At 72.2% G+C, this 22,793-nt stretch carries 24 protein-coding genes and 3 pseudogenes; 17 read left to right on the forward strand and 10 right to left on the reverse strand.

Annotation, left to right across the window (positions count from 1 at the left end; translation table 11 throughout):
• The 6 genes and pseudogenes from E2651_RS24095 to E2651_RS24120 form a co-directional block, all read left to right on the forward strand.
• A pseudogene (locus E2651_RS24095) lies at positions 1–1,163 on the forward strand (hypothetical protein); the annotation flags it as partial.
• A 141-nt stretch (positions 1,164–1,304) separates the two neighbouring features.
• On the forward strand, positions 1,305–2,213 hold the full coding sequence (locus E2651_RS24100) for an ABC transporter ATP-binding protein (protein ID WP_245239144.1): 909 nt from the start codon (positions 1,305–1,307) through the stop codon (positions 2,211–2,213).
• Positions 2,207–2,941, forward strand: coding sequence for an ABC transporter permease (locus E2651_RS24105; protein ID WP_135333300.1), 735 nt, complete (start codon positions 2,207–2,209; stop codon positions 2,939–2,941). The genes E2651_RS24100 and E2651_RS24105 overlap by 7 nt, the downstream gene beginning before the upstream one ends.
• 86 nt (positions 2,942–3,027) lie before the next feature.
• A complete protein-coding gene (locus E2651_RS24110) occupies positions 3,028–4,155 on the forward strand; it encodes a histidine kinase (protein ID WP_245239149.1) in 1,128 nt (375 codons plus the stop codon).
• Positions 4,152–4,799 carry a response regulator transcription factor gene (locus E2651_RS24115; protein WP_135333302.1) on the forward strand — a complete coding sequence of 216 codons (648 nt, stop codon included), beginning with the start codon at positions 4,152–4,154 and terminating at the stop codon, positions 4,797–4,799. The genes E2651_RS24110 and E2651_RS24115 overlap by 4 nt, the downstream gene beginning before the upstream one ends.
• Positions 4,800–4,853: 54 nt before the next feature.
• Positions 4,854–4,946: pseudogene (locus tag E2651_RS24120) on the forward strand (DNA-binding response regulator); the annotation flags it as partial.
• Positions 4,947–4,964: 18 nt separating this feature from the next.
• Here E2651_RS24120 and E2651_RS24125 read toward each other — a convergent pair.
• The 4 genes from E2651_RS24125 to E2651_RS24140 are packed head-to-tail and all read right to left on the reverse strand — an operon-like array spanning position 4,965 to position 8,301.
• Positions 4,965–5,795 (reverse strand): transglutaminase-like domain-containing protein, encoded by an 831-nt coding sequence (locus E2651_RS24125; RefSeq protein WP_135333303.1) that lies wholly within the window; start codon positions 5,793–5,795, stop codon positions 4,965–4,967.
• Positions 5,796–5,843: 48 nt separating this feature from the next.
• Positions 5,844–6,356, reverse strand: coding sequence for a DUF2000 domain-containing protein (locus E2651_RS24130; protein ID WP_245239146.1), 513 nt, complete (start codon positions 6,354–6,356; stop codon positions 5,844–5,846).
• 54 nt (positions 6,357–6,410) lie between these two features.
• Positions 6,411–7,247 (reverse strand): transglutaminase-like domain-containing protein, encoded by an 837-nt coding sequence (locus E2651_RS24135; protein ID WP_135333304.1) that lies wholly within the window; start codon positions 7,245–7,247, stop codon positions 6,411–6,413.
• A 43-nt stretch (positions 7,248–7,290) separates the two neighbouring features.
• Positions 7,291–8,301 (reverse strand): GNAT family N-acetyltransferase, encoded by a 1,011-nt coding sequence (locus E2651_RS24140; protein ID WP_135333305.1) that lies wholly within the window; start codon positions 8,299–8,301, stop codon positions 7,291–7,293.
• A 143-nt stretch (positions 8,302–8,444) separates the two neighbouring features.
• Here E2651_RS24140 and fdxA point away from each other — a divergent pair, with 143 nt between their 5' ends.
• Together fdxA and E2651_RS24150 are read left to right on the forward strand one after the other, a co-directional pair.
• Positions 8,445–8,789 (forward strand): ferredoxin, encoded by a 345-nt coding sequence (fdxA, locus tag E2651_RS24145; protein ID WP_135333306.1) that lies wholly within the window; start codon positions 8,445–8,447, stop codon positions 8,787–8,789.
• 93 nt (positions 8,790–8,882) lie between these two features.
• Positions 8,883–9,977: a bifunctional succinyldiaminopimelate transaminase/glutamate-prephenate aminotransferase gene (locus tag E2651_RS24150; RefSeq protein WP_135333307.1), complete on the forward strand. Its 1,095-nt coding sequence runs from the start codon at positions 8,883–8,885 to the stop codon at positions 9,975–9,977.
• Here E2651_RS24150 and E2651_RS24155 read toward each other — a convergent pair.
• Positions 9,890–11,134, reverse strand: coding sequence for an MFS transporter (locus tag E2651_RS24155; protein ID WP_135333308.1), 1,245 nt, complete (start codon positions 11,132–11,134; stop codon positions 9,890–9,892). The genes E2651_RS24150 and E2651_RS24155 overlap by 88 nt on opposite strands.
• Positions 11,135–11,219: 85 nt before the next feature.
• Here E2651_RS24155 and E2651_RS24160 point away from each other — a divergent pair, with 85 nt between their 5' ends.
• Positions 11,220–12,200 carry an ArsR family transcriptional regulator gene (locus E2651_RS24160; protein ID WP_135333309.1) on the forward strand — a complete coding sequence of 327 codons (981 nt, stop codon included), beginning with the start codon at positions 11,220–11,222 and terminating at the stop codon, positions 12,198–12,200.
• Between the two features lie 58 nt (positions 12,201–12,258).
• On the opposite strand, the gene E2651_RS24165 is transcribed toward E2651_RS24160, so the two are convergent.
• Positions 12,259–12,729, reverse strand: a complete 471-nt coding sequence (locus tag E2651_RS24165) for an ATP-binding protein (protein ID WP_135333310.1) — start codon at positions 12,727–12,729, stop codon at positions 12,259–12,261.
• 303 nt (positions 12,730–13,032) lie between these two features.
• Positions 13,033–13,962, reverse strand: a complete 930-nt coding sequence (locus E2651_RS24170; RefSeq protein ID WP_135333311.1) for a heavy metal transporter — start codon at positions 13,960–13,962, stop codon at positions 13,033–13,035.
• 62 nt (positions 13,963–14,024) lie between these two features.
• Here E2651_RS24170 and dapE point away from each other — a divergent pair, with 62 nt between their 5' ends.
• Positions 14,025–15,116 carry a succinyl-diaminopimelate desuccinylase gene (gene dapE / locus E2651_RS24175; RefSeq protein ID WP_135333312.1) on the forward strand — a complete coding sequence of 364 codons (1,092 nt, stop codon included), beginning with the start codon at positions 14,025–14,027 and terminating at the stop codon, positions 15,114–15,116.
• An 86-nt stretch (positions 15,117–15,202) separates the two neighbouring features.
• Entirely contained in the window at positions 15,203–15,955 is a 753-nt protein-coding gene (locus E2651_RS24180; protein ID WP_135333313.1) for a TIGR00730 family Rossman fold protein, read from the forward strand.
• Between the two features lie 107 nt (positions 15,956–16,062).
• Here the strand turns inward: E2651_RS24180 and folP are convergent, their stop codons facing one another.
• Positions 16,063–16,923, reverse strand: a complete 861-nt coding sequence (gene folP, locus E2651_RS24185) for a dihydropteroate synthase (RefSeq protein WP_135333314.1) — start codon at positions 16,921–16,923, stop codon at positions 16,063–16,065.
• A 148-nt stretch (positions 16,924–17,071) separates the two neighbouring features.
• Between folP and E2651_RS24190 the strand changes: the two genes are divergently transcribed.
• The gene (locus E2651_RS24190; protein ID WP_135333315.1) at positions 17,072–17,467 is read left to right on the forward strand and encodes a DivIVA domain-containing protein; all 396 of its coding nucleotides are present in this window, start codon (positions 17,072–17,074) and stop codon (positions 17,465–17,467) included.
• Positions 17,464–18,045, forward strand: coding sequence for a DNA-3-methyladenine glycosylase I (locus E2651_RS24195; RefSeq protein ID WP_280922803.1), 582 nt, complete (start codon positions 17,464–17,466; stop codon positions 18,043–18,045). Before E2651_RS24190 ends, E2651_RS24195 begins: the two co-directional genes overlap by 4 nt.
• A gap of 12 nt (positions 18,046–18,057) precedes the next feature.
• On the opposite strand, the gene E2651_RS24200 is transcribed toward E2651_RS24195, so the two are convergent.
• Complete coding sequence (locus E2651_RS24200; RefSeq protein WP_135333316.1) at positions 18,058–18,858, reverse strand: enoyl-CoA hydratase-related protein; 801 nt, start codon at positions 18,856–18,858, stop codon at positions 18,058–18,060.
• Between the two features lie 319 nt (positions 18,859–19,177).
• Here E2651_RS24200 and E2651_RS24205 point away from each other — a divergent pair, with 319 nt between their 5' ends.
• Positions 19,178–19,345: a DUF3117 domain-containing protein gene (locus tag E2651_RS24205; protein WP_003966491.1), complete on the forward strand. Its 168-nt coding sequence runs from the start codon at positions 19,178–19,180 to the stop codon at positions 19,343–19,345.
• Between the two features lie 96 nt (positions 19,346–19,441).
• On the opposite strand, the gene E2651_RS24210 is transcribed toward E2651_RS24205, so the two are convergent.
• On the reverse strand, positions 19,442–20,140 hold the full coding sequence (locus E2651_RS24210; RefSeq protein ID WP_135333317.1) for an O-methyltransferase: 699 nt from the start codon (positions 20,138–20,140) through the stop codon (positions 19,442–19,444).
• Positions 20,141–20,293: 153 nt separating this feature from the next.
• On the opposite strand from E2651_RS24210, the gene sigE reads away from it, so the two are divergent.
• From sigE to E2651_RS24225, 3 genes and pseudogenes are all read left to right on the forward strand, one after another.
• Complete coding sequence (gene sigE, locus E2651_RS24215) at positions 20,294–21,061, forward strand: RNA polymerase sigma factor SigE (RefSeq protein WP_135333318.1); 768 nt, start codon at positions 20,294–20,296, stop codon at positions 21,059–21,061.
• A complete protein-coding gene (locus E2651_RS24220; protein ID WP_135333319.1) occupies positions 21,058–22,068 on the forward strand; it encodes an anti-sigma factor in 1,011 nt (336 codons plus the stop codon). The genes sigE and E2651_RS24220 overlap by 4 nt, the downstream gene beginning before the upstream one ends.
• Before the next feature lie 126 nt (positions 22,069–22,194).
• A pseudogene (locus E2651_RS24225) lies at positions 22,195–22,793 on the forward strand (hypothetical protein); the annotation flags it as partial.

Raw genomic sequence — 22,793 nt, forward strand, 5'->3', positions numbered from 1 at the left:
GCCCCGTCTCCATCCCGGGCGGCCCCACCGCGCCCGCCCCCGGAGTCAATGTCTCCGGTGACACGCTCACCAGCGGCATCCCCGTCGTACCGCCGGCCCATAACTCGCCGTTCGCCACGGGCCCGCACCCCGAGGCGCCCGTGCCGCACACGCCGCCGAAGCTCCCCGAGCCGGTGCAGCCGAACGTGCCCGCCGCTGCGTCCGCCCCCAAGAAGAAGGGGCGCAACAAGCTCGTCCTGGTGGGCGTCGCCGTGGTCGTCGTGGCCTGCGGGGCGTACGGCGCAGGGCTTCTGATGAACCACGCCGACGTGCCGAAGGGCACCACCGTGCTCGGCGTCGACATCGGCGGCGGCACCCGTGACGAGGCCGTCAAGAAGCTCGACGCGGCGATCGGCGAGCGCGTCACCAAGTCCCTGAAGCTGTCGGTCGACGGCGAAGCGGTCACGCTCGAGCCGGAGCAGGCGGGCCTGACCGTGGACAGCCAGGCCACGGTCCGCGGCGCCGCGGGCAGCGACTACAACCCCGTGTCGGTGATCGGCTCCCTCTTCGGCGGCGAGCGCGTCGCCGAGGCCGCGATGCCGGTCGACGAGGAGAAGCTGGCGGCCGCCCTGGAGCGCGCCGCGGGCGCGTCCGGCTCGGCCAAGGAGGGCTCGGTCAAGTTCGTGCCCGGCAAGGCCGTGCCCGTGTACGGCAAGCAGGGCAAGGGCATCGACGTCGACGCCGCGACCACGGCGGTCTCCGAGGCGTACAAGAAGCAGGTCGAGACCGGCAGCGCGGCCACCGTCGAGCTGCCCGTCACCACGCGCAAGCCGACCGTCTCGAACGCCGAGGTCGACAAGTTCATGACCCGGTTCGCCAAGCCCGCGATGTCCGCCAACGTCACCATCAAGGCGGGCACGAAGTCGATCCCGTTCGGTCCGGCGAAGTCGCTGCCGAAGGTCTTGGAGACGCAGGTCCTCAAGAACGGCACGCTGCAGCCGCGCTACAACCTCGTAGAGCTCAAGAAGCTCTACGGCAACGTCTTCGACGGCGTCATGATCCAGCGCGGCAACGGCGACAAGACGCCGGTCCAGCCGACGGACGTGGCCAACGCCATGAACAAGGCGCTGACCGGCAAGACGCCGGCCGAGCGGATCGGTGTGATCGAGACGAACGCCAGCTGATTCTCGTACGCACACGGAGGCCGGGCGGTCCACAGCGGTGGAGCGCCGGGCCTCCGGCATGACATGACATGACATCTGTCATCCCGGACCCGCAACACACGACACTGCCGCCGTCCGTCGTCCCTCGCGACGATGGATCACATGACAGCAGCAGTGAGCTTTGACCACGTGACCAAGGCCTATGGGGACGTCCGCGCCGTGGACGGTCTCACGCTCGACCTCTCACCCGGCGAGACCGTCGCCCTCCTCGGGCCCAACGGCGCCGGCAAGTCCTCCACCCTCGACCTGCTGCTCGGCCTGCGGCAGCCGGACAGCGGCACCGTGCGGGTCTTCGGCACGAGCCCGCGCGAGGCGATCACCTCGGGCCGGGTCGGCGCGATGCTGCAGAGCGGCGGCCTGATGGGCGAGGTCACCGTCCGCGAACTGGTGCGGCTCGCCTGCGAGCTGCACCCGAGGCCGCACCGCGTGAACGACGTGCTCGCCCAGGCCGGTGTCATCCAGCTCGCCGACCGCAAGGTCGACAAGCTCTCCGGCGGCCAGGAACAGCGCGTGCGTTTCGCACTCGCGACCGCCGGGGCGAACGACCTGATCGTCCTCGACGAGCCGACCACCGGCATGGACGTCACCGTCCGCCAGGCCTTCTGGGCCACCATGCGCGAGCAGGCGGACCAGGGCCGCGCCGTCCTGTTCGCCACGCACTACCTGGAAGAGGCCGACGCGATCGCGGACCGCGTCCTCGTACTGCACCGTGGCCGGCTCGTCGCGGACGGCACGGCCGCGGAGATCAAGGCGAAGGCGGGCGTCCGCAAGGTCTCCTTCGACCTGGAGACCGTCGACGAGGCCGGCGCCCGCGAGCTGCGCGCGCTGCCCTTCGTCAGCACGGTCGACGTGTCGGGTCGCACCGTCCGGCTCCAGTCGACGGACGCCGACGCCACCGTGCACGCGCTCTACGGGGCGGGTCTGTACCCCCGGAACCTGGAGGTCACGGGCCTCGGCCTGGAGCAGGCCTTCGTGGCGATCACCGAGGCCGAGGAGGCCAAGTCATGCTGATCAAGCTCGAGATCGTCCGCGCCCTGCGCAACAAGAAGTTCCTGTTCTTCTCGGTGCTCTATCCCGCGATGCTCTTCCTGCTGATCGCGGGCGGCCAGGACGCCACGGTCATGGTCGGTGACACGGGCCTGGGCGTGCCCGCCTTCATGATGGTGTCGATGGCCTCGTTCGGGGCGCTGACCGCCGTCCTGATGGGCAACAGCGAGCGCATCGCCAAGGAGCGCCAGAGCGGCTGGGTGCGGCAGCTGCGGCTGACCAGCCTGCCGGGGCGCGGCTATGTGCTCGCGAAGACGGCCAGCGCGGCGGTGGTCAGCCTGCCGTCGATCCTCGTGGTGTTCGTGGTCGCCGCCGCCGTCAAGGACGTACGTCTCGACGCCTGGCAGTGGCTCGCGCTCACCGCCTCGATCTGGGCGGGCAGCCTCTGCTTCGCGGCGCTCGGCGTGGCCATCGGCTATCTCGCGACCGGCGACGCCGTCCGTCCGATCACGATGATCGTGTACTTCGGTCTCTCCGTGCTCGGCGGCCTGTGGATGCCCACGACCACCTTCCCCGCGTGGCTGCGCGACATCGCGTCCTGGCTGCCGACCCACGCATACGCTGCCCTCGGACAGGCCATCGAACTGGGCGACGCCCCGCACGCGAAGGACATCGCGCTCCTCGCCGGGTACTTCGTCCTCTTCGCGGGCGGCGCGGCATGGCTGTACCGGAAGGACACCCTGAAGGCGTGAGCGACACCGACGGCACCGAGCGGGACCATCCCCTGCACAGCTTCGGGCAGCCGGTGCGGGACCGCCGCCAGCTGCTGACGAAGGCGATGTGGATCGGCATCTGGCTGGTCTTCCTGGCCAGTCCGGTGCGGGACCTGGTGGAGAGCGACCGGAGCGCCGTGGCCACCGCACTCGGCTGGCTCGGCCTGGCCGCCTTCGTGACCTGCTACCTGTCCGTGGTGTTCCGGTACACCGCCAAGATCTTCGACTGGGGCGTGGTGCGCTGGTCCCTCGCGGCGCTCCTGGTGCTGGCCGTGGTCCTCTCGTACGCGTTCGGCACGGCCTGGCTCGGGCTCTTCGTGTACGTCGCCGTGTCCGCCGGGGCGGTGCTGCCGATGGGGCAGGCGATGTGGGCCATCCCGGCCGTCACCGGTGTGATGGTGGCGGTCGGCCTGCGCACCGACAGCCTCGGGGACCTGCTTGGCAGCCTCGCCGTGCTGACCCTCCTGGTCGGCTTCGCGATGGCGGGGGTACGGCAGTTGGTCCGTACGACGGTCCAGTTGCGGCAGGCGAGGGCGACCGTCGCCCGACTGGCCGCCAACGAGGAGCGGTTGCGGCTCGCCCGCGATCTGCACGACCTCCTCGGTCACTCGCTCTCCCTGATCACGCTGAAGAGCGAGCTGGCCGGGCGGATGCTCCCGGACCACCCCGACAAGGCGGCGCAGCAGGTGGCCGACATCGAGCAGGTCAGCCGTCAGGCCCTGGTGGACGTGCGCGAGGCGGTCTCCGGCTACCGCAGGCGTACGCTCGCCGGTGAGCTCGCGGGAGCCCGCACGGCGCTCTCCGCCGCCGGTGTCGAGGCCGACGTCCCGCTGGAGGCGCCCGCCGAACTGCCGGGCGAGGAAGGGGAGGCGGCGCTTGCCTGGGCCCTGCGCGAGGCGGTGACCAACGTCGTGCGGCACAGCGGGGCGCGGCGCTGCACGGTGGCGCTCACCTCGCGGCACACCCTCGAAGGGCCGGTCGTCGAGCTGTCCGTGGAGGACGACGGCGGGGGCGGCTCGGGTGCCGCGCCGGGCAACGGTCTGACGGGCCTCGCGGAACGTCTGGAGGCGGTCGGCGGTGTGCTCGAAACGGGTCCCGCCGGGCGCCGTGGCTTCCGGCTCGCGGCGCGGGTGCCGCGGGGCCGGGGAGCCGCCGGGGCCCGCGACGCCTCGGCTCTAGGATCTTCCGCATGAGCGGCGCGAAGAGTGAAGAGGCCCAGGGCGGCGGCACGGACATCAGAGTGCTGCTCGCCGAGGACCAGTCGATGGTCCGCGAGGCGCTCGCCGCGCTGCTCGGCCTGGAACCGGACATCGAGGTGGTCGCCCAGGTGGCCCGCGGCGACGAGGTGCTCGCGGCGGCCCGCGCCCACGCGGTGGACGTGGCGCTGCTCGACATCGAGATGCCGGGCCGCACCGGAATCGAGGCGGCCGCCGAACTGCACGCGGAACTACCGGAGTTGAAGATCGTGATCCTCACGACCTTCGGCCGCCCCGGCTATCTGCGCAGCGCCATGGAGGCGGGAGCCGACGCCTTCCTGGTCAAGGACGCGCCGGCGGCCCAGCTCGCCGAAGCGGTCCGCAAGGTACTCGCGGGGGAGCGGGTCATCGACCCCACGCTCGCCGCGGCGGCCCTGGCCGAGGGCGCGAACCCGCTGACGGACCGCGAGCGCGAGGTCCTCCGCGCGGCGGCCGACGGCTCCACCAACGCCGAACTGGCCACGGCCCTGCACCTCTCCCAGGGCACGGTCCGCAACTACCTCTCGACGGCGATCCAGAAACTGTCGGCGCGCAACCGCGCCGACGCGGTGCGCGTCGCCCGCGACAAGGGCTGGCTCTGAGCGCGCCGGACCGGGGCGTCAGTTGAGGATCGCCCGCGCCTCCCGGTGCAGCGCGTCCGCAACTACCTCTCGACGGCGATCCAGAAACTGTCGGCGCGCAACCGCGCCGACGCGGTGCGCGTCGCCCGCGACAAGGGCTGGCTCTGAGCGCGCCGGACTGGGGCGTCAGTTGAGGATCGCCCGCGCCGACCGCGCCTCCCGGCGCAGCGCGTCCGCGGTGGCCTCGTCGGTGGCGGCCACCCCGTCGGCGTACGTCTCGATCTCCCGCGCACCGGCCAGGAACTCGCCGCGCCGCACGAGGAGTCGGGCCCGTTCGTAGTGCAGCCGGTGCTGTGGCGACGGCAGCAGGAGCGAGAGGTCGACTGCCCACAGCGCGACGTCCGATCGCTCGGGGCGGGCCGCCGCCCAGGCGCGGATGTTGTTGAGGACCCGCAGCACGATCTCGACCGGCTCCGCGGGGCTCAGCATCGCCGGCTGGGGCGGCGCGCCCGTGGCGCCCACCACGAGCAGCTCCACGTCCGCCCGCGTCAGGACCCGGCCCCCGTCGAACGGATTGGCGAGCACTCGCTGCTCGCCCGCGCCGAAGCCGACGACGAAGTGGCCGGGCAGCGCGACCCCGTGGACGGGCGCGCCCGCCCGGCGCGCGACCTCGATCCACACCACCGAGAGCAGGATCGGCAGCCCGCGGCCGCGCCGCAGGACCTCGTGCAGGAGCGCGGACTCCAGGCGCTGGTAGTCGCCGGGCCTGCCCTTGAACCCGCAGCGCCCGCCGAGGAGTTCGGCGAGCTCCATGGCCCACCCCAGGGGGTCGCAGGGCGGCGCGGGCAGCAGCCGGGCGAGCCGGTCCAGCTTCCGGCACGCCGCGTCCATGCCGGCGTCGTCGAGCTCCGTGTCCGCCTCCGCGCCGATCAGCAGGCACAGCAGCGCGAGATCGGGCCGCGCGGACCGTGCCTGATCGGCGAAGAGGCGTCGCCGCTCCGGGGATCGGGGATGCATATGTGCCTCGTGCCCGGCAGGGCCGATCGCTAGCGCTCCGATCTCCCTTCAGGGGTGCATCCGCGCCCCTTTCAGGACCTTGTCCACCCCGTTGCGCGGCCCGTACACGAGGAGTCCGACCAGATCGAGCCGGCCCGTCGGCACGGCCCGCACCGCCGCCCGGTTGTCCCGGTCGTTGCCGGTGGCGAACAGGTCCGACGTGAAGACGGCCCTGGGCAGCGAGCGGGACAGCGCACGGCCGTGCGCGGCGGTGAGCGTTTCCTTCGTCCCCTCGAAGACGAGGACGGGCTGACGGAACATCGGCAGGTAGGGGGTGCCGTCGGCGTCCTCGTACGGCTCTCCGATCACCTCGGGCGCCGCCGTGCCGAGCGCGCTGACCAGGAACGCGGTCACGTTCAGGCGCTGCCAGGGCTCGAGGTCGTCGCGGAGCAGGACGGCGATCTTCGTGTCGAAGCGGACGGGCGCCAGGTCGGCGGCGGCTCCGGCGGTGTCTGTCGAAGTGGTGTCCGTCGAAGCGGTGGCAGTCCCAGCGGTGGTGGCTGTCTCAGTGGTGCTTGTCATGCCCCGAGGCTGCCAAGTGGCCCACGCGCGCGTCTTGTACGTTCCTTGCAGCCGTCAGTTGAGCATCGCGCGGGCCGCCCGCGCCTGGTCCCGCACCCGGTCCGCCGTGGTCGGCTCCACCGCCGTCACGACATCGGCGTACGTCTCCAACTCCGCCGCGCCGCCGAGGAAGTCGCCCCGCTGGACGAGGAGTTGGGCCCGCTCGTAGCGCAGCCGCGCCGGATGCGCGGGCAGCAGCAGGGAGAGCTCGACCGCCCACAGCGCGACGTCCGAGCGCTCGGGGCGTGCCGCCGCCCAGGCGCGGATGTTGTTGAGGATGCGCAGGACGATGTTGAGCGGGTCGGCGGGCCGCAGCGTCGAGGGGTTCAGCGTGCCGCCCGAGGAACCGGCGACGAGCAGCTCCGCGTCCGCGCCGGTCAGCAGATGCCCGCCCGCGAACGGATCGGTGAGCACCCGCTCCTCGCGCGCCCCGAAGCCGACGACGAAGTGGCCGGGCAGCGCGACGCCGTAGACGGGCGCGCCCGCGCGGCGCGCGACCTCGATCCACACCACCGAGAGCAGGATCGGCAGCCCGCGGCGGCGTCGGAGGACCTCGTGCAGGAGGGAGGACTCAAGGCGCTGGTAGTCGGCGGGCGTCCCCAGGAACCCGCAGCGCGCGCCGAGGAGTTCGGCCAGCGCGGCCGCCCACTCCAGGGCGCCGCCGGGCCGGTAGGGCAACTGCCCGGCGAGGTCGTCCAGTTCGATCTGCGCGGCGTCGATGCCGGCGTCGCCGAGTTCCGGATCCGCCTCCGCGCTCACCAGGAGGCACAGCAGGGCCAGGTCGGGCCGCTCGGACCTGGCCTCCTCGGCGAACCTCCGCCGCGTCGCTGACGTCCTTGACTCCTCGTGCATGCGTGCCTCGTGCCTTACTTGCCGAGCCGGCCCCGGCGGGAACCTACCGAGCCGACGGGTATCGATAGTGGTGGTACGTGTGGTGCGCGGCGAAGCCAAGATCGCCGTACAGCGCCCGCGCACCCTCGTTGTCGTTCTCGACCTGCAGCCAGGCCGCCGAAGCGCCCTCGGTGAGCGCCTGCCGGGACAGCGCGGCCATCACCGCGGTCGCGAGCCCCTGGCGCCGGTGCGCCGGATCGACCTCGACCGCCATGAACCCCGCCCAGCGCCCGTCCACCACACACCGGCCGATCGCCGCGGGACCCGCGTCGGGAGAAGCCCCGGGCACGGAAGCGAACCACACCGAGGGGCCGCTCGCCAGCACCTTGAGCACATGAGGTCCCGGCACCCCGAATCGCTTGTAGCGCCTGAGCCACGCGTCGTCGTAGGAGCGCGAGAGCCGCACCCGTTCCGCTTCCGCCGCCAGATCCCCGAGCGGCGCGAGCGCGCCGATGTGCAGCTCCGCGCTCGCCTCGCGCTCCCAGCCCCGGTCCTCGAGCTCGGCGCAGAGCGTCTCCTGGGTGCCCTCGGCCCCTGTGGCGGTCTGGATGTACGCGGGCAGCTCCCGCTCCGCGTACCACCGGCGCACGTGATCGAGCGCCGCGTCCAGCGGCCGGCCGGGATCGCCGAGCGGCAGCACCGAGTTGGCCCGCCGGGTGAAGCCGGCCGCCGCCCGCAGCTCCCACTCGCCGAGGAGTTCGCTCTCGACCGGCTGCCAGGCGCGCGCGGACACCCGGGCCAGCTCCGCATAGGAGGCCGCCGGGCCACGCCTGCGGGCCGGGGCGGCGGGCACGACCTTGCCCGCGACCAGAGAGCTTTCCACGATGCGGACACGCTCGCCGTCGCGGCGTGTGATCAGTACCACACCCTCGTTCCATGATGTGAGAACACCCACCGTGTCAGTGAACTTACCGGCTGTCCTCGACCCCTCGTTGAGCCGTCGTACAGAGACCCGTTTGCCCACGTCGGCGGGGGTAATTCGGACCTCGAGCCGTCCGCCCGCAGTGAATTCCACAGCTCTGTACGCCCCTCCTGTTCGGATCATGCCCGGGAACGGAGATACTAGAGGTGGGCATCGACGACGCCGCGCTCCCGCGCGCCAGGCGAGCGGAGCCTGAGGACGGCCCGCCAACGCCCGTATCGAGGAGGAACGACAGCGTGACCTACGTCATCGCGCAGCCTTGTGTCGACGTCAAGGACAAGGCGTGCATCGAGGAGTGCCCGGTCGACTGCATTTACGAGGGCTCCCGGTCCTTGTACATCCACCCGGACGAATGCGTCGACTGCGGAGCTTGTGAACCGGTCTGCCCGGTCGAGGCGATCTTCTACGAGGACGACACTCCGGAGGAGTGGAAGGACTACTACAAGGCGAACGTCGAATTCTTCGACGAGCTCGGCTCGCCCGGTGGTGCCAGCAAGCTCGGCCTGATCGAGCGCGACCACGCCTTCATCGCGGCGTTGCCGCCGCAGAACCAGGACGAGAACCAGGACGAGAACCAGTAACGGCTGCTTGAAGCGCCGCCCCGGTCCCGTACGGCAAGTCCTGCCGCACGGGACCGAGGCGTTTGTCCACTCATGCACTACGGGAGTCAGCACGTGTCCGCAGTCTCTGACCGCCTTCCCACCTTCCCCTGGGACAAGCTCGAGCCCTACAAGGCCACGGCCGCCGCGCACGCCGGCGGAATCGTCGACCTGTCGGTGGGCACGCCGGTCGACCCGGTGCCCGAGCTGATCCAGAAAGCGCTGATCGCTGCGGCGGACTCGCCGGGCTATCCGACGGTGTGGGGCACGCCCGAGCTGCGCGACGCGATCACCGGCTGGTGCGAGCGGCGCCTGGGGGCACGCGGCATCACGCACCGCAACGTGCTGCCGGTCGTCGGCTCCAAGGAACTGGTGGCCTGGCTGCCGACGCAGCTCGGGCTCGGCCCGGGGGACAAGGTCGCCTACCCGCGCCTCGCCTACCCGACGTACGAGGTGGGTGCTCGCCTCGCGCGCGCCGACTACGTCTCGTACGACGACCCCACGGAGCTTGACCCGGCCGGTCTCAAGCTCCTGTGGCTCAACTCGCCCTCGAACCCCACCGGTCGCGTCCTGTCCAAGGACGAGCTGACCCGCACGGTCGCCTGGGCGCGCGAGCACGGCATCCTGCTCTTCAGCGACGAGTGCTACCTGGAACTCGGCTGGGAGGCGGAGCCGGTCTCGGTGCTCCACCCGGACGTGTGCGGTGGTTCGTACGAGGGGATCGTCGCCGTCCACTCGCTCTCCAAGCGGTCGAACCTGGCGGGCTACCGCGCGGCGTTCGTCGCCGGTGACGAGAGCGTCCTCGGCGACCTGCTCCAGATCCGCAAGCACGGCGGCATGATGACGTCCGCGCCGACGCAGGCCGCCGTCGTCGCGGCGCTCGGCGACGACCAGCACGTGCGCGAGCAGCGCGAGCGGTACGCCGCCCGCCGCACCGCCCTGCGCGACGCCCTCCTGAAGCACGGCTTCCGCATCGAGCACAGCGAGGCGAGCCTCTACCTCTGGGCGACCCGCGACGAGTCCTGCTGGGACACGGTCGGCCATCTCGCGCGGCTCGGCATCCTCGTCGCGCCCGGCGACTTCTACGGCCCCGCGGGCGACCGCTTCGTCCGTGTGGCGCTGACCGCGACCGACGAGCGGGTGGCCGCGGCGGTCGAGCGGCTGGCCTGAGCCGCCGACCGCAGCCCCGGCGCCAGGGCGAGGGTGACGGCGACGGACCCGGCGGCGAGCACCGCCATCGCGGCCGACGCCGACGTCAACTGGGCGACACCGCCGGCCACGGCGGCGCCCACGCCCTGCATCGTGAGCATGCCGGACGCGTGCAGCCCCAGCGCGTGACCGCTCAGCTCGTCCGGGGTGAGGGCCAGCAACTGCTCCTGGAGCAGCAGGCTCGCCGAGAACCCGACCGAGGCCAGCGCGGCGGCCGTCAGCGCGATGGGCAGCCCGGGCCGCAGCGCGAAGAGCAGATACGGCAGCGCGAGCAGCAGCCGCAGCGGCGCGCCGAGCCGCTCCCGCCACCGGCGCGGGAGCAGCCGCCCGGCAAGCACGTCACCGACGAGCATGCCGGACGCGGCACAGGCGAACAGCAGCCCCGCGTGTCCGGGCGCGTACGGAACGAAGAGCGATTCGCAGCCCACGATCAGTCCGTTGGGCACCCACAGGGCGAGATAGACCGAGCGGCGGTGCGCCGAGGACCACAGCAGCGCGTTCGTGCGCCCGGTCTCGCGGACCGAGGCTCGGCCGCAGGACCGTGGTGCCCTGCGGCCGAGCCCGAAGCGCGCGACCACCGCCGCCGCGAGATACAGCGCGGCGCCCGCGAGCAGTGTGCCGCGCGGCGAGAGCGTGGCGACCAGGACACCGCCGAGGCCGAAGCCGCAGATCTGCATCGTGCCGCCGGACATGTTGAGCACCGAGCGGCCCAGCAGATACCCCTCCTTGGAGAGGATCTCGTTGAGCAGCCCGTAGCGCACCCCGCCGCCGAGCGAGGCCAGCGTCCCTAGGCCCAGGAGCAGTGCGAAGGCCGCCCACAGCGGCAGCCCGGGGACGGCCTGTGCGGCGGTCGCGAGCCCGAAGACCAGCGCGAGGCCCGCCGTGGCGCCGCGCGGCGGCAGCCGGTCGGCGGCCGACAACAGGGCGGTGGCGCCGACCACTTGGGCGAGCGACGGGCCGAACATGCCGAGGGCGGAGAGCAGCGGTGAGCCGGTCCTGTCGTAGATCAGGGTGCCCAGGGCGAGGCCGCTCACCGTCTGGCCCGCCACCTGGAGCGAGGCGGTCAGGAAGAACGGGGTGAACTCCGGGGTGCGGAAGAGCTCGCGGTAGGTGTGCATGCGCCGGAGTCTGGGCGGGCTCACGGCGCGGGCGTTAACGTTTCGCGCAGTGGCGAAAGGTGGCTGCGGCAGGGGGCGGCGGGGCATGGGCTGGTGGCAGATCAACGCGGACACGCTCGCGGGCAGCCGCTTCGTCGTCTCGCCGCTGGCCGAGGCGACCGCGAGCCTCTTCGCGCTCGAGCGGCGCACGGCCACGCATCCGGGGGAGCGTTCCTGGCTCGAGACCCATCTGCCCGCCTACCGCGAGCGGGTGGCCGCCGAACCCGGGCTCGGGGAACTCGTACGGGCCGTGCTCGGCGACCGGACCCGGTGGATCGCGGACTTCTTGACGCCGACGCCCACGGGCGATGGCGAGCCGGAGTTCGGCGACGAACTGGCCCGGATCCGCGAGACGCCCGACGAGGCGGCCCGCGCGCATCTGACGGTGTCCCTCGGCGGCCCGCTCCCCGCCGTGCTGCTCCGGCCGGGCCCTGCGGACCGGATGGCCGACCTCCTGGAGTGGGTGTGGACGCGGACGGTGCTCCCGCGCTGGCCCCGTGTCCGTACGGTCATCGAGGCCGATGTCATCGCGCGGACGGCCCAGTTGAGCCAGGGCGGCTGGGCCGCCGCGCTGAACGGCATGCGGCCCGGGATGCGCTGGCTCGGCGAGAGCAGGCTCCAGGTCAACACGCACGACTATCCGCCGCGCGAGATCTCCGGTGCGCGCCTCCTGTTCGTGCCGGTGACACCGCGGCAGGGCTGGGTGTCGTGGGACGCGGCGGACCGGTACGCGGTCGTGTACCCGTGCTCGGGTGTGCTCGCGGAGGCGGACCGGGCGGCGGCGGTGCCCGAGCCGCTCGGCAGGCTCATCGGCCCCGCGCGGGCGGCCGTCCTTGTCCTGCTCGCGACGCCGAAGAGCACGTCCCAGCTGGTGACGCTGACGGGGCAGGGCCTCGGCTCGGTGGGCCGGCACCTCAGGGTGCTGCTCGATGCCGGACTTGTCAGACGGCGGCGCACGGGGCGGTCGGTGCTGTATTTCCGTACGGCGGCGGGGGAGGTGCTCGTCGAGGCGGAGGGGGACGGGTGAGGACAGGTGAGGAGGGCCCGGAGCCATCGGCTCCGGGCCCTCCTCACCTGCCTGGTGGTCAGCCGACCGGCAGGCTCTTGACCGGCAGCTGGTCGGTGGGCAGGCCGCCCTTGGTGACCGAGTCCGTCGGCAGGTCGCCGCCCAGCTGGTCGGTGGGCAGACCGCCCTCGGTCGCGGTGCCCGCGGTCTCGCCGAGCACCTCGCCCGCGCTGCCCGCGACGCCACCGGCGGCCTTCTGTGCCGCCGGCGTCGTGGTCTTGGCGCCCGAGCCGACGGCCTTGCCCGCGGTCGGCACGGACTTCTTCACGGCCTTGCTGCCGGTCTCGCCCGCGAGACCGGTGACGTTCTGTGCCGCGCCGTCGACGGTGTTGCCGAGACCGGCACCGTCGAGGGCGGTGACGCCGCCAAGGTCGGGGGTGGCGGGGAGTTCGGCGGCGCTTGCGGAGCCGGCCGCACCGACCACGGGAGCCGCCCCTGCTGCGATGAGCAGCGCGGCGCGGGCGATCCGGCGGGTCAGGGGGAGGGACATGATGCTCCTTCAGACGGGAGAGAACGTGGGTGTGTCCTGCCGGATGGGGCCCGGCGTTCGGACGCAGTGACTACCGCTCGAAGTCCGCGAAGGTTGCGGTGGCCCAACGCAAAGAGTTGGCAATGCATCGCATTATCGGCTGCGGATAAAAACGGGCAAAGGGATCACCTCGCGCGAGCCTGCTGAATCGTCAATGCCCTGTGTTCGCAAGGGGTTTGACGGATGCGGCGGGCGGGGCGCGAATACCTGGACGGTGCGTCGCCCCTGAGTGATCAGCGTGGTCCGATCGGGTGACGCGCCGCACTACTGCCCAGTGACGATTCGGACCTCTCCCGCGCCGTCCCCGGCGCCCGCGCCCGTCTCGTCCGTGCCCTTCTCGCCCGCCTTGCCGGGCTTGTGCCATTCCTTGCCGGAGTCCCCGACGCGCCACTCCCGGCCCGCGTACGACACCCGCTCGATGCCGAGCGCGGACGCCTGGGCCACCGCCCAGTGCGCGAGCTCCCAGCCGTGCCGCCCGGCCCCGCCGCCGGCGGTGCCCGTGGTGGCGGTCACCGGCACGGTCACCGTGCGCCCGTCACCCTTTGGTGCCACGTCGCGGCCGAAGTCGCGCACGAGGGCGGCCCGCACCTCCGCCGGGTCGCCCGGCTCCACGGGCTCCCGGCCCTCGCAGCTGAGCGTGGCCGGGGCGCGGCCGGTCAGGGCGGCGGCCAGCAGCGCCGCGTCCGGCTCGTGCTTCGCGTACGCCTGCGGATAGCCGCTGCGCTGCACGCGCTGCGCGGCGACCGTCAGGGGAAGGCGGGAGTAGCCGGGGACCTTGTCGAGATGGGCGTAGAAACGCGCGGCGGAGTACGCCGGGTCCATGATCTGCTTCTCGTCGCCCCAGCCCTGTGAGGGCCGCTGCTGGAAGAGGCCGAGCGAGTCCCGGTCGCCATGGCCGATGTTGCGCAGACCGGACTCCTGGAGGGCGGTCGCGAGGGCGATCGTCACCGCGCGCTCGGGCATGCCGCGCGAGGTGCCCACGGCGGCGACCGTCGCGGCGTTCTCCGCCTGCTCGGCGGAGAACTCGTACGACGCCCCGTCCCCGTCGCCCGATACGACCTCGCAGCGCGGCTCGGCCTTGCCGCCGAAGACGTACTGCATCACCACATAGCCGACGAGGGCGAGCAGCACCGCGACGGCCGCCCCGATACGGAGGAGGCGGCCGCGCCGGACGAGGGTGGGGGGCTCAGGCACGCGACCAAGGTACTGGAGGCCACTGACAAGGCGGCGCGCCGAGGGGCGTTAGGGTCGAAGCCATGGCTCAGACCTCGCATCAGCCCCCGCTCGACCTCACGCTCGACGCCGCCGAGCTCACCGCCAGGCTCGTCGACTTCCCGTCGCCCAGCGGCGAGGAGAAGGCGCTCGCGGACGCCATCGAGACGGCGCTGCGGGGTCTGCCGCACCTCACGGTCGACCGGCACGGCAACAACATCGTGGCTCGCACCCACCTGGGCCGCGCCGAGCGCGTGATCCTCGCCGGGCACATCGACACCGTGCCGATCGCCGACAACGTGCCGTCCCGCCTGGACGCGGACGGGATCCTGTGGGGCTGCGGCACCTGCGACATGAAGTCGGGCGTCGCCGTGCAGCTGCGCATCGCGCAGACGGTCACCGAGCCCAACCGCGACCTGACCTTCGTCTTCTACGACAACGAAGAGGTCGCCGCCCACCTCAATGGCCTCGGCCATGTCGCCGAGGCCCACCCCGACTGGCTCGCGGGCGACTTCGCGGTGCTCCTCGAGCCGACGGACTGCCAGGTCGAGGGCGGCTGCCAGGGCACGCTGCGGGTGTTCCTGAAGACGAAGGGTGAGCGCGCGCACTCCGCGCGCGCGTGGATGGGCTCCAACGCGATCCACAAGGTCGCGCCGATCCTCGACAAGCTGGCCGCGTACGAGCCGCGCAAGCCGGTGGTCGACGGACTCGAGTTCCACGAGGGACTCAACGCCGTACGGATCGAGGGCGGCGTCGCGACCAACGTCATCCCCGACGAGTGCACCGTCGTCGTCAACTTCCGCTACGCGCCGGACCGCACCGAGGACGAGGCGCTCGCCTTCGTGCGCGACTACTTCGCCGACTGCGACATCGCCGAGATCATCGTCGACGACCACACCGGCGGAGCCCGCCCCGGCCTCACCCACCCCGCGGCGGCGGCCTTCGTGGCGGCGGTCGGCGGAACGCCGCGGCCCAAGTTCGGCTGGACGGACGTCTCCCGCTTCAGCGCGCTCGGCGTGCCCGCGGTGAACTACGGGCCCGGCGCCCCGCTGCTCGCCCACAAGGTCGACGAGCGGGTCGAGGCCGCGCTGATCCCGGAGGCGGAGAAGCGGCTCACCGCCTGGCTGACATCGTGAGTTCCCGTAAGGATCCGTCGTTTGTAACGCCCATAGACCTACGCTGAAGCTGCAAGTGAGCGTGACCGCAGCGGAAGGGGATGTTCATGGGTAATCCAGAAGCACAGGGGCCACCGGAGGAGCAGTACTCGGGGCCCGTGGTGCGGCGGCGTGAACAGGTCACTCCCGGCACCACCGACCAGCGGCTGCTCGACACGCTGGGGGGCGACACGGACTGGGTGCACACCGACCCCTGGCGGGTCATGCGCATCCAGGCGGAGTTCGTGGAAGGCTTCGGCGCGCTCGCCGAACTCCCCAGCGCCATCAGCGTCTTCGGCTCGGCGCGTACGCCTCCCGGTTCGCCCGAGTACGAGGCGGGCGTCCGCATCGGCAAGGCGCTCGTCGACGCGGGCTTCGCGGTGATCACCGGCGGTGGCCCCGGCGCCATGGAGGCGGCCAACAAGGGCGCGCGTGAGGCGAAGGGCGTCTCCGTGGGCCTCGGCATCGAGCTGCCCTTCGAGCAGGGCCTCAACGACCACGTCGACATCGGCGTCAACTTCCGCTACTTCTTCGTACGGAAGACCATGTTCGTGAAGTACGCCCAGGGCTTCGTGGTCCTGCCCGGCGGACTCGGCACCCTGGACGAGCTCTTCGAGGCGCTCACCCTCGTCCAGACCCGCAAGGTGACCCGCTTCCCCATCGTCCTGTTCGGCTCGGAGTACTGGAGCGGCCTCGTCGACTGGCTCCGCGACTCGGTGGTGGCGGGCGGCAAGGCGTCGGAGCACGATCTGCACCTGTTCCACATCACGGACGACGTGGAGGAGGCGGTGGCCCTGGTCACCAAGGAGGTCGGCCGCTGAGCGCTCCGCGGGAAGTGCGGTGCTGAACCTGCGGGCCGGTGGGGGCTGGTCGCGCAGTTCCCCGCGCCCCTGACGGGGCGCGGTACCGCACCGGACTTCACCTGGGCCTAAGCCAGTCCCCGCCGGGCCACAGCCGGCTCCCGGTGCCCCGCGATCGTCGCGACCATGTCCAGGACCTGCCGCGTCTCCGCGACCTCGTGCACCCGGTACACCTGCGCCCCCAGCCACGCCGAGACCGCGGTCGTCGCCAGCGTCCCGATGAGCCGTTCCTTCACCGGCCGGTCCAGCGTCTCGCCGACAAAGTCCTTGTTGGAGAGGGAGACCAGGACGGGCCACCCCGTCTCCACCATCTCGCCGAGCCGCCGGGTCGCCTCCAGCGAATGCCGGGTGTTCTTCCCGAAGTCGTGCCCGGGATCGATCATCACGGACTCGCGCGGGACACCGAGCTCCACGGCACGCTCGGCAAGACCGACGGTGACGTCGAGGATGTCCGCCATCACGTCCTCGTACGCGATCCGGTGCGGACGGGTCCGCGGCTCCGCACCGCCCGCGTGCGTGCACACGAGCCCCACCCCGTACCGCGCGGCGACCTCCGCCAGTTTCGGATCGACGCCGCCCCAGGCGTCGTTCAGGAGATCCGCCCCGGCATCGCAGACCGCCTCGCCGACCTCGTGCCGCCACGTGTCAACGCTGATGACGACGTCGGGGAAGCGCCCCCGCACATCGGCGACGAAACCGACGGTCCGCCGCGCCTCCTCCTCGGCCGTGACTTCCTCGCCGGGACCGGCCTTGACCCCGCCGATGTCGATGATGGCCGCGCCCTCGGACACCGCCTGCTCCACGCGGGCGAGCGCGGGCTCGTCGCGGAACGTGGCGCCCTGGTCGTAGAAGGAGTCAGGGGTCCGGTTCACGATCGCCATGATCACCGGCTCGTGCGCGTCGAATTCACGCCTGCCAAGCCTGAGCATCCCCTGTGAGCCTCCTGTGTCGGTACCGTCGGCCGCCGCTGCCCGGCCGCCTGCGACCTTAACTGTCACAGCCGCATGGCACGATCGGACCCTGACAGATTCAGCACCGAGTTGCTGCATGGGCAGTCGAGCGTGGGGGCCCGAAGACATGGTCTTGTTCTTGTTCCTGGTCATCGCCCTGGTGGTGGTGGTCGGCGCGGTGACGCTCGCGGTGGTGGGCGGCGGCGATCGCGCCGCGCTGCCCGACGTGTCGCCCGAGCGGTTCACCGATCCGCTGCCCCGGGAGCGGGCCCTGCGCCGCGCCGACGTCGACGCGCTGCGCTTCCCGCTGACGGTGCGGGGCTACCGCATGGCGGACGTGGACGACGCGCTCGGCCGCCTCGGCGCCGAACTGGCCGAGCGGGACGCCCACATCGCGGATCTTGAGGCGGCCCTGGCCGGTGCGCAGGCCGCCGCGGTGGGCGGGCCCGGCCTGTTCAAGACGCACGGCCCGGCGGCCCCGGAGACGGTGCGGGACGCGGCCGAGGAAGAGGGCGACCAGTGAGCGGCGACGCGATGGCGGGCCCGGACGGCAGACTGCGCTGTCCCTGGGGCCTTTCGACCGAGGACTATGTGGCGTACCACGACGAGGAGTGGGGCCGCCCGGTCCACGGGGACGACGCGCTGTACGAGCGCCTCTGCCTGGAGGCCTTCCAGTCGGGCCTGTCCTGGATCACGATCCTGCGCCGCCGCGAGGGCTTCCGCGCGGCCTTCGCCGGCTTCAAGATCGCCGAGGTGGCGCGGTTCACGGACGCCGACCGCGAGCGGCTGCTCGCCGACCCCGGCATCATCCGCAACCGCGCCAAGGTCGACGCGACGCTCGCCAACGCGGGCGTGCTCGTCGACTGGGCCGAGGGCGAACTCGACGAGCTCATCTGGTCGCACGCCCCGGACCCGGCGTCCCGCGAGGTGCCGGGCAGGCTGGCCGACGTACCGGCGATCACGCCCGAGTCCACGGCCCTGTCCAAGGCCCTGAAGAAGCGCGGCATCCGGTTCGTCGGCCCCACCACGGCGTACGCCCTGATGCAGGCCTGTGGCCTGGTGAACGACCACCTCGAGGACTGCGTGATCCGGGTCCCGTGAGGCGGCCTCGGCTCAACGGCCCAGGTACTTGGGCTTCGCCTTGTCCAGGAAGGCCTGGACGGCGATCGTGTGGTCCTCGGAGGCGCCCGCCTTCGCCTGGAGCTCGTCCTCCTTCTCCAGGGCCTCCTCCAGGGTGTGCCCGGCCGCGTAGGCGAGCGACTCCTTGAGCGCGCCGTACGCGAGCGTCGGGCCCTCGGCGAGCGTGCGGGCCAGCTGCTGGGCCTCGGCCGCGAGGTCGTCCGCGGGGACGACCTTGTTCACGATCCCCAGGTCGTACGCCTCCTGCGCGCTGATGTTGCGCGGGAAGAGCATCAGGTCGGCGGCCCTGCCCGGGCCGATCAGGCGCTGCAGCGTCCAGGAGACCCCCGAGTCGGCGGTCAGCGCGACCCCGGCGAAGGAGGTGTTGAAGCGCGCGGTGTCCGCGACGATCCGGTAGTCCGCCGCGAGCGCGAAGCCGAACCCGGCGCCGGCCGCGACGCCGTTGACGCCCGCGACGACCGGCTTCGCCATCCCGGTGAGCGCCCGCACGATGGGGTTGTAGTGCTCGCTCACCGTGCTCATCGTCTGCCCGGAGCCCGACTCGCGGTCGGCGAGCAGCTGTCCCACGTGCTCCTTCAGGTCCTGTCCCACACAGAAGGCCCGCCCGGTCGCGGTGAGCAGTACGGCGCGCACCGCGGGGTCCGACCCGGCCGATCGCGCCGCCTCCCGCAGGGCGACCTTGGCCTCGGTGTTCATCGCGTTCATCGCCTCGGGGCGGTTCAGCGTGATCGTCGCGAGTCCGTCGCTCACCTCGTAGAGAACGGTGTCGGCCATGGTGAATCCCCTCCGGTGGTCCTGCGCCTGCCATCTTTGTCCGAGCCCAGCATGACGGAGATCGTCGAGCTCCGGCATGAGGGGAGATATGTGACCTGCGTCAAAGAATTCCGGGCCCTGCAAGGGTATGAAGCGGCGAAGTATCGCAGCCACATCGCCGAATTGAGTGGTTTTGCGGGCGCGCGTTGCGCAAGCGATCGGACCGATGTTGGTCATCGGGTCCCGCCATGCGGGATAATGGCCTGGAAGCAATGTGTTCGATGCCGGTGACACCTGGGTTGTCGGCTGCGATGAGCTGGTTTCAGGAAGGGGAACGAGCATGGCGGCCATGAAGCCGCGGACGGGCGACGGCCCGCTCGAGGTGACCAAGGAGGGGCGGGGCATCGTCATGCGCGTTCCGCTCGAAGGCGGCGGACGACTTGTCGTCGAACTGACTCCGGACGAGGCCGATGCACTCGGCGACGCCCTGAAGAAGGTCGTCGGCTGACGCGGAAGCGCGCCCAAACTTTTCACTGCCCCGGCATCGTAAAAAGTGCCGGGGCAGTGCTGTATCCGGATTCGGTACCGCAAGATCCGCGGAGCGCTACCGCTTCACGGCGCAGAGCAGCCCGTCGCCGACCGGCAGCAGCGACGGCATCAGGTCCTGGCTCTCGCGTACCGCGCGGAGCAGCTCGCGGATGCGCAGGACCTCGGCCGGCTGCGGGCCGGAGTCCACGGTGCGGCCGTCCGCGAAGGTGCCCTCGAAGCAGACGAGACCGCCGGGGCGCAGCAGGCGCAACGATTCAGCGAGGTAGTCGAGGTACTCCGTGCGGTCGCCGTCGCAGAAGACGAGGTCGTAGCCGCCGTCCGCGAGGCGCGGCAGTACGTCCAGGGCGCGTCCGGGGATGAACCGCGCGCGGTTCCCGGCGAAGCCGGCGGCGCGGAAGGCCTGCCGGGCGAACTGCTGGCGGTCGGGCTCCGGGTCGACGGTGGTCAGCACTCCGTCGGGCCGCATTCCGTGCAGGAGATGGATTCCGGACACTCCTGTGCCCGTCCCGATCTCGGCCACGGCCTTGGCGTCCGCGGTGGCGGCGAGCATCCGCAGCGCGGCGCCGGTACCGGGCGACACCGAGGGCAGCCCCGCTTCCCGGGCCCGGTCGCGGGCCCAGCGCAGTGCTTCGTCCTCGGCGACAAAGGCGTCGGCGAACGCCCAGCTCGTCTGCCGGTTGCCGGTAATGGCCCTCTCCTGTCCCCGTGGATGCCTGGCCGTGACTGTATCCGTTGGGGGTGGGAACCCGCAGATGGGACCGGGCGTTTAGTAGGGGTGTGAGGACAGCGGGGGTAACGAATGGATCAAGACTGGGCGCGGGCCCTTCGGCCAGGCAGGACACCTGGCGAGAAGCCCGTACCAAATTCCAGTAAAAACGCTTATCCGGAGCTAACGGGCGAGGTGGCTATGGTAGGGGCTCCACTGGACACCACCAGAGCCGACAGGGGAGGTGCGGCTGCGTCCGCGGATCGGGGAGGAGCGCTGAGGCGCTTTCTCAGGTTGGCGGGTGAGCCGAAATCCGTGACCGACACCGCTGACCGAACCCACACCGCCCACTCCGCTCAGACCGCGACCTTTGCCGCTGAAGCGGATTCGCAGGCGTGGACTCCGCCCACCTGGGAGGAGATCGTCAGCACGCACAGCGGACGGGTCTATCGCCTCGCGTACCGCCTGACCGGCAATCAGCACGACGCCGAGGACCTCACGCAAGAGGTCTTCGTCCGTGTCTTCCGGTCCCTCTCCACGTACACGCCCGGCACCTTCGAGGGCTGGCTGCACCGCATCACCACGAACCTCTTCCTGGACATGGTGCGCCGCAAGCAGCGCATCCGCTTCGACGCCCTCGGGGACGACGCGGCGGAGCGCCTTCCCAGCCGCGAGCCGTCGCCGCAGCAGGTCTTCAACGACACGCACTTCGACGCGGACGTGCAGCAGGCGCTCGACACCCTGGCTCCCGAGTTCCGCGCGGCCGTGGTCCTGTGTGACATCGAAGGTCTTTCGTACGAGGAGATCGCCGCGACCCTGGGCGTGAAGCTGGGTACGGTCCGCAGCCGTATCCACCGTGGCCGTTCGCAGCTGCGCAAAGCCCTTCAGCACCGGTCGCCCGAAGCCCGCGCCGAGCGCCGTTCGCTCGCCGGAGCCATGGCGCTGGGAGGAGGGGGCGCGACCGCGTGAGTGGATCACGGTCGAATCCTGCCGAACGGCATCTAGCCGAGGCCGAGCAGCATCTGGGGGACCGACTCGCCGCCCTGGTGGACGGCGAGCTGGGCCATGACGCGCGTGAGCGGGTTCTCGCTCATCTCGCGACCTGTCCGAAGTGCAAGACCGAGGCCGACTCGCAGCGGCGGCTCAAGAGTGTCTTCGCGGCGGTGGCGCCGCCGCCTCCCTCCGAGAGTTTCCTCGCCCGTCTCCAAGGGCTTCCCGGCGGCGGCAGCGAGCCGCCCGGCGGCCCGCGTGCGCCCGGTGGCGGCTTCGCCACCGCGGACACCGAGTCCGGGCTGCCCCCGACCGGGGTCTTCGGCGTCAAGGGCGAGAGCTTCGGCTATGTGCCCTCGGGCGCCCATGCCGCGGTGCTGCCCGACGCGGGGCGCGGTTTCCGCATCCATGACGTCGGCAGGCACGACGTGGGCCGGCACGATGCCGAGCGGTCGCTGTGGCGCGGCAGGCGTTTCGCGTTCGCCGCGGCGGGCGCGGTGTCGCTGGCCGCGATAGCGCTGGGCGGCGTCACGACGGGCCTTCCCGCCGATCCGGGCGACCCGCGCGCGGGCGGCTCGGGAAGCAGCAGCAACAGCAACGCGTCGCCGCTGCGTTCGCAGGGCTCGGGTACGGGCACGGCGCCCGACTCCTCGCGGCGCCGCGGCAGCGGCCCGCTCACCGCGCAGGGCCAGCGCCCTGGCGTCCTCGCGGCGCCGGTCGCGCCGACGGAGGTGGCAGGACCGCTGCTGCCCGGCGGGCCGGGGCACGGACCGCGCGTACAGGAGCCGGTCCAGGCTGCGGCGCCGCTGTTCACCGGCGCGGCGGTCATGTCCCCGCTGATACGGCCGGTGGCTCCGGGCGCCATGTCTCCCGGCGTCGCTTCCGGCGCCGCGCTGCCGGCTCCGCAGCCGGCAGCGGACCCGTCGCGCACCGCCGCGTCCTCACCGATAGAGGGCACGCTGCAGGGCACTTCGCAGATCCGCTGACGTGCTCTGCGCGTCGGCGCGGGAACCTGATTGAATCCTGGGTGGGCCGTGCCTGCCCAGGATGTGTGGCGGGCGCGGAGTTGAGCACGTAATCGGCGTCCGCCGCAGGCCAGTTGTGGGGAGAGCATGGACGAGGGCAAGCCCACGAAGGCGAAATGGTGGAGCCGTCCCCGGCCGGCGTCCGCGCCCGACGGCGGACAGAGCGACACGGGCAGCGGGTCCGCGGGCGGCCCCGACGACGCGATAGCCGCCGCCGGTCCGGCGGCGGACGCGACCTCGGGCGATTTCACCTTGGCAGCAGCGACCCCTCCGGAGCCGACCCCGGCCGCGGCAGCGCAGGCGACGCAGGCACAGGCGACGCAGGCGCAGGTGACGCCCGTACCGGCGGCTCCAGCACCGGGAGCCCCCGCGCAGGCGGCTCCCGCGTCGACAGCTCCCGTACCGGCGGATCCCGCCGTACCGGGTCCGGAGCCGACCCCGGCCGCGGCAGCGCAGGCGACGCAGGCACAGGCGACGCAGGCGCAGGTGACGCAGGCGCAGGCGACGCCCGTACCGGCGGCTCCAGCACCGGCGGCTCCAGCACCGGGAGCCCCCGCGCAGGCGGTTCCCGCGCCGACAGCTCCCGTACCGGCGGATCCCGCACAGGCGGTTCCCGTAGCTGGGACGCCCGCACAGGATGCTGCGCAGGCGGCCTCCGCCGCCGCCCACACGGCCCCCGCCCCCGC

Source organism: Streptomyces sp. MZ04 (genome assembly GCF_004684775.1).
In the GTDB taxonomy this organism is placed as follows: domain Bacteria; phylum Actinomycetota; class Actinomycetes; order Streptomycetales; family Streptomycetaceae; genus Streptomyces.

Coding starts and splice junctions, on each gene's coding strand:
- E2651_RS24155 (WP_135333308.1), bottom strand. CDS start 11,134: ATGCACACCTACCGCGAGCTCTTCCGCACCCCGGAGTTCACCCCGTTC.
- sigE (WP_135333318.1), top strand. CDS start 20,294: ATGGTAGGGGCTCCACTGGACACCACCAGAGCCGACAGGGGAGGTGCG.
- E2651_RS24130 (WP_245239146.1), bottom strand. CDS start 6,356: ATGACAAGCACCACTGAGACAGCCACCACCGCTGGGACTGCCACCGCT.
- E2651_RS24200 (WP_135333316.1), bottom strand. CDS start 18,858: ATGGCCGACACCGTTCTCTACGAGGTGAGCGACGGACTCGCGACGATC.
- E2651_RS24190 (WP_135333315.1), top strand. CDS start 17,072: ATGGTCTTGTTCTTGTTCCTGGTCATCGCCCTGGTGGTGGTGGTCGGC.
- E2651_RS24125 (WP_135333303.1), bottom strand. CDS start 5,795: ATGCATCCCCGATCCCCGGAGCGGCGACGCCTCTTCGCCGATCAGGCA.
- dapE (WP_135333312.1), top strand. CDS start 14,025: ATGGCTCAGACCTCGCATCAGCCCCCGCTCGACCTCACGCTCGACGCC.
- E2651_RS24165 (WP_135333310.1), bottom strand. CDS start 12,729: ATGTCCCTCCCCCTGACCCGCCGGATCGCCCGCGCCGCGCTGCTCATC.
- E2651_RS24135 (WP_135333304.1), bottom strand. CDS start 7,247: ATGCACGAGGAGTCAAGGACGTCAGCGACGCGGCGGAGGTTCGCCGAG.
- E2651_RS24100 (WP_245239144.1), top strand. CDS start 1,305: ATGACAGCAGCAGTGAGCTTTGACCACGTGACCAAGGCCTATGGGGAC.
- E2651_RS24160 (WP_135333309.1), top strand. CDS start 11,220: ATGGGCTGGTGGCAGATCAACGCGGACACGCTCGCGGGCAGCCGCTTC.
- E2651_RS24115 (WP_135333302.1), top strand. CDS start 4,152: ATGAGCGGCGCGAAGAGTGAAGAGGCCCAGGGCGGCGGCACGGACATC.
- folP (WP_135333314.1), bottom strand. CDS start 16,923: ATGCTCAGGCTTGGCAGGCGTGAATTCGACGCGCACGAGCCGGTGATC.
- E2651_RS24105 (WP_135333300.1), top strand. CDS start 2,207: ATGCTGATCAAGCTCGAGATCGTCCGCGCCCTGCGCAACAAGAAGTTC.
- E2651_RS24110 (WP_245239149.1), top strand. CDS start 3,028: ATGTGGATCGGCATCTGGCTGGTCTTCCTGGCCAGTCCGGTGCGGGAC.
- E2651_RS24180 (WP_135333313.1), top strand. CDS start 15,203: ATGGGTAATCCAGAAGCACAGGGGCCACCGGAGGAGCAGTACTCGGGG.
- E2651_RS24205 (WP_003966491.1), top strand. CDS start 19,178: ATGGCGGCCATGAAGCCGCGGACGGGCGACGGCCCGCTCGAGGTGACC.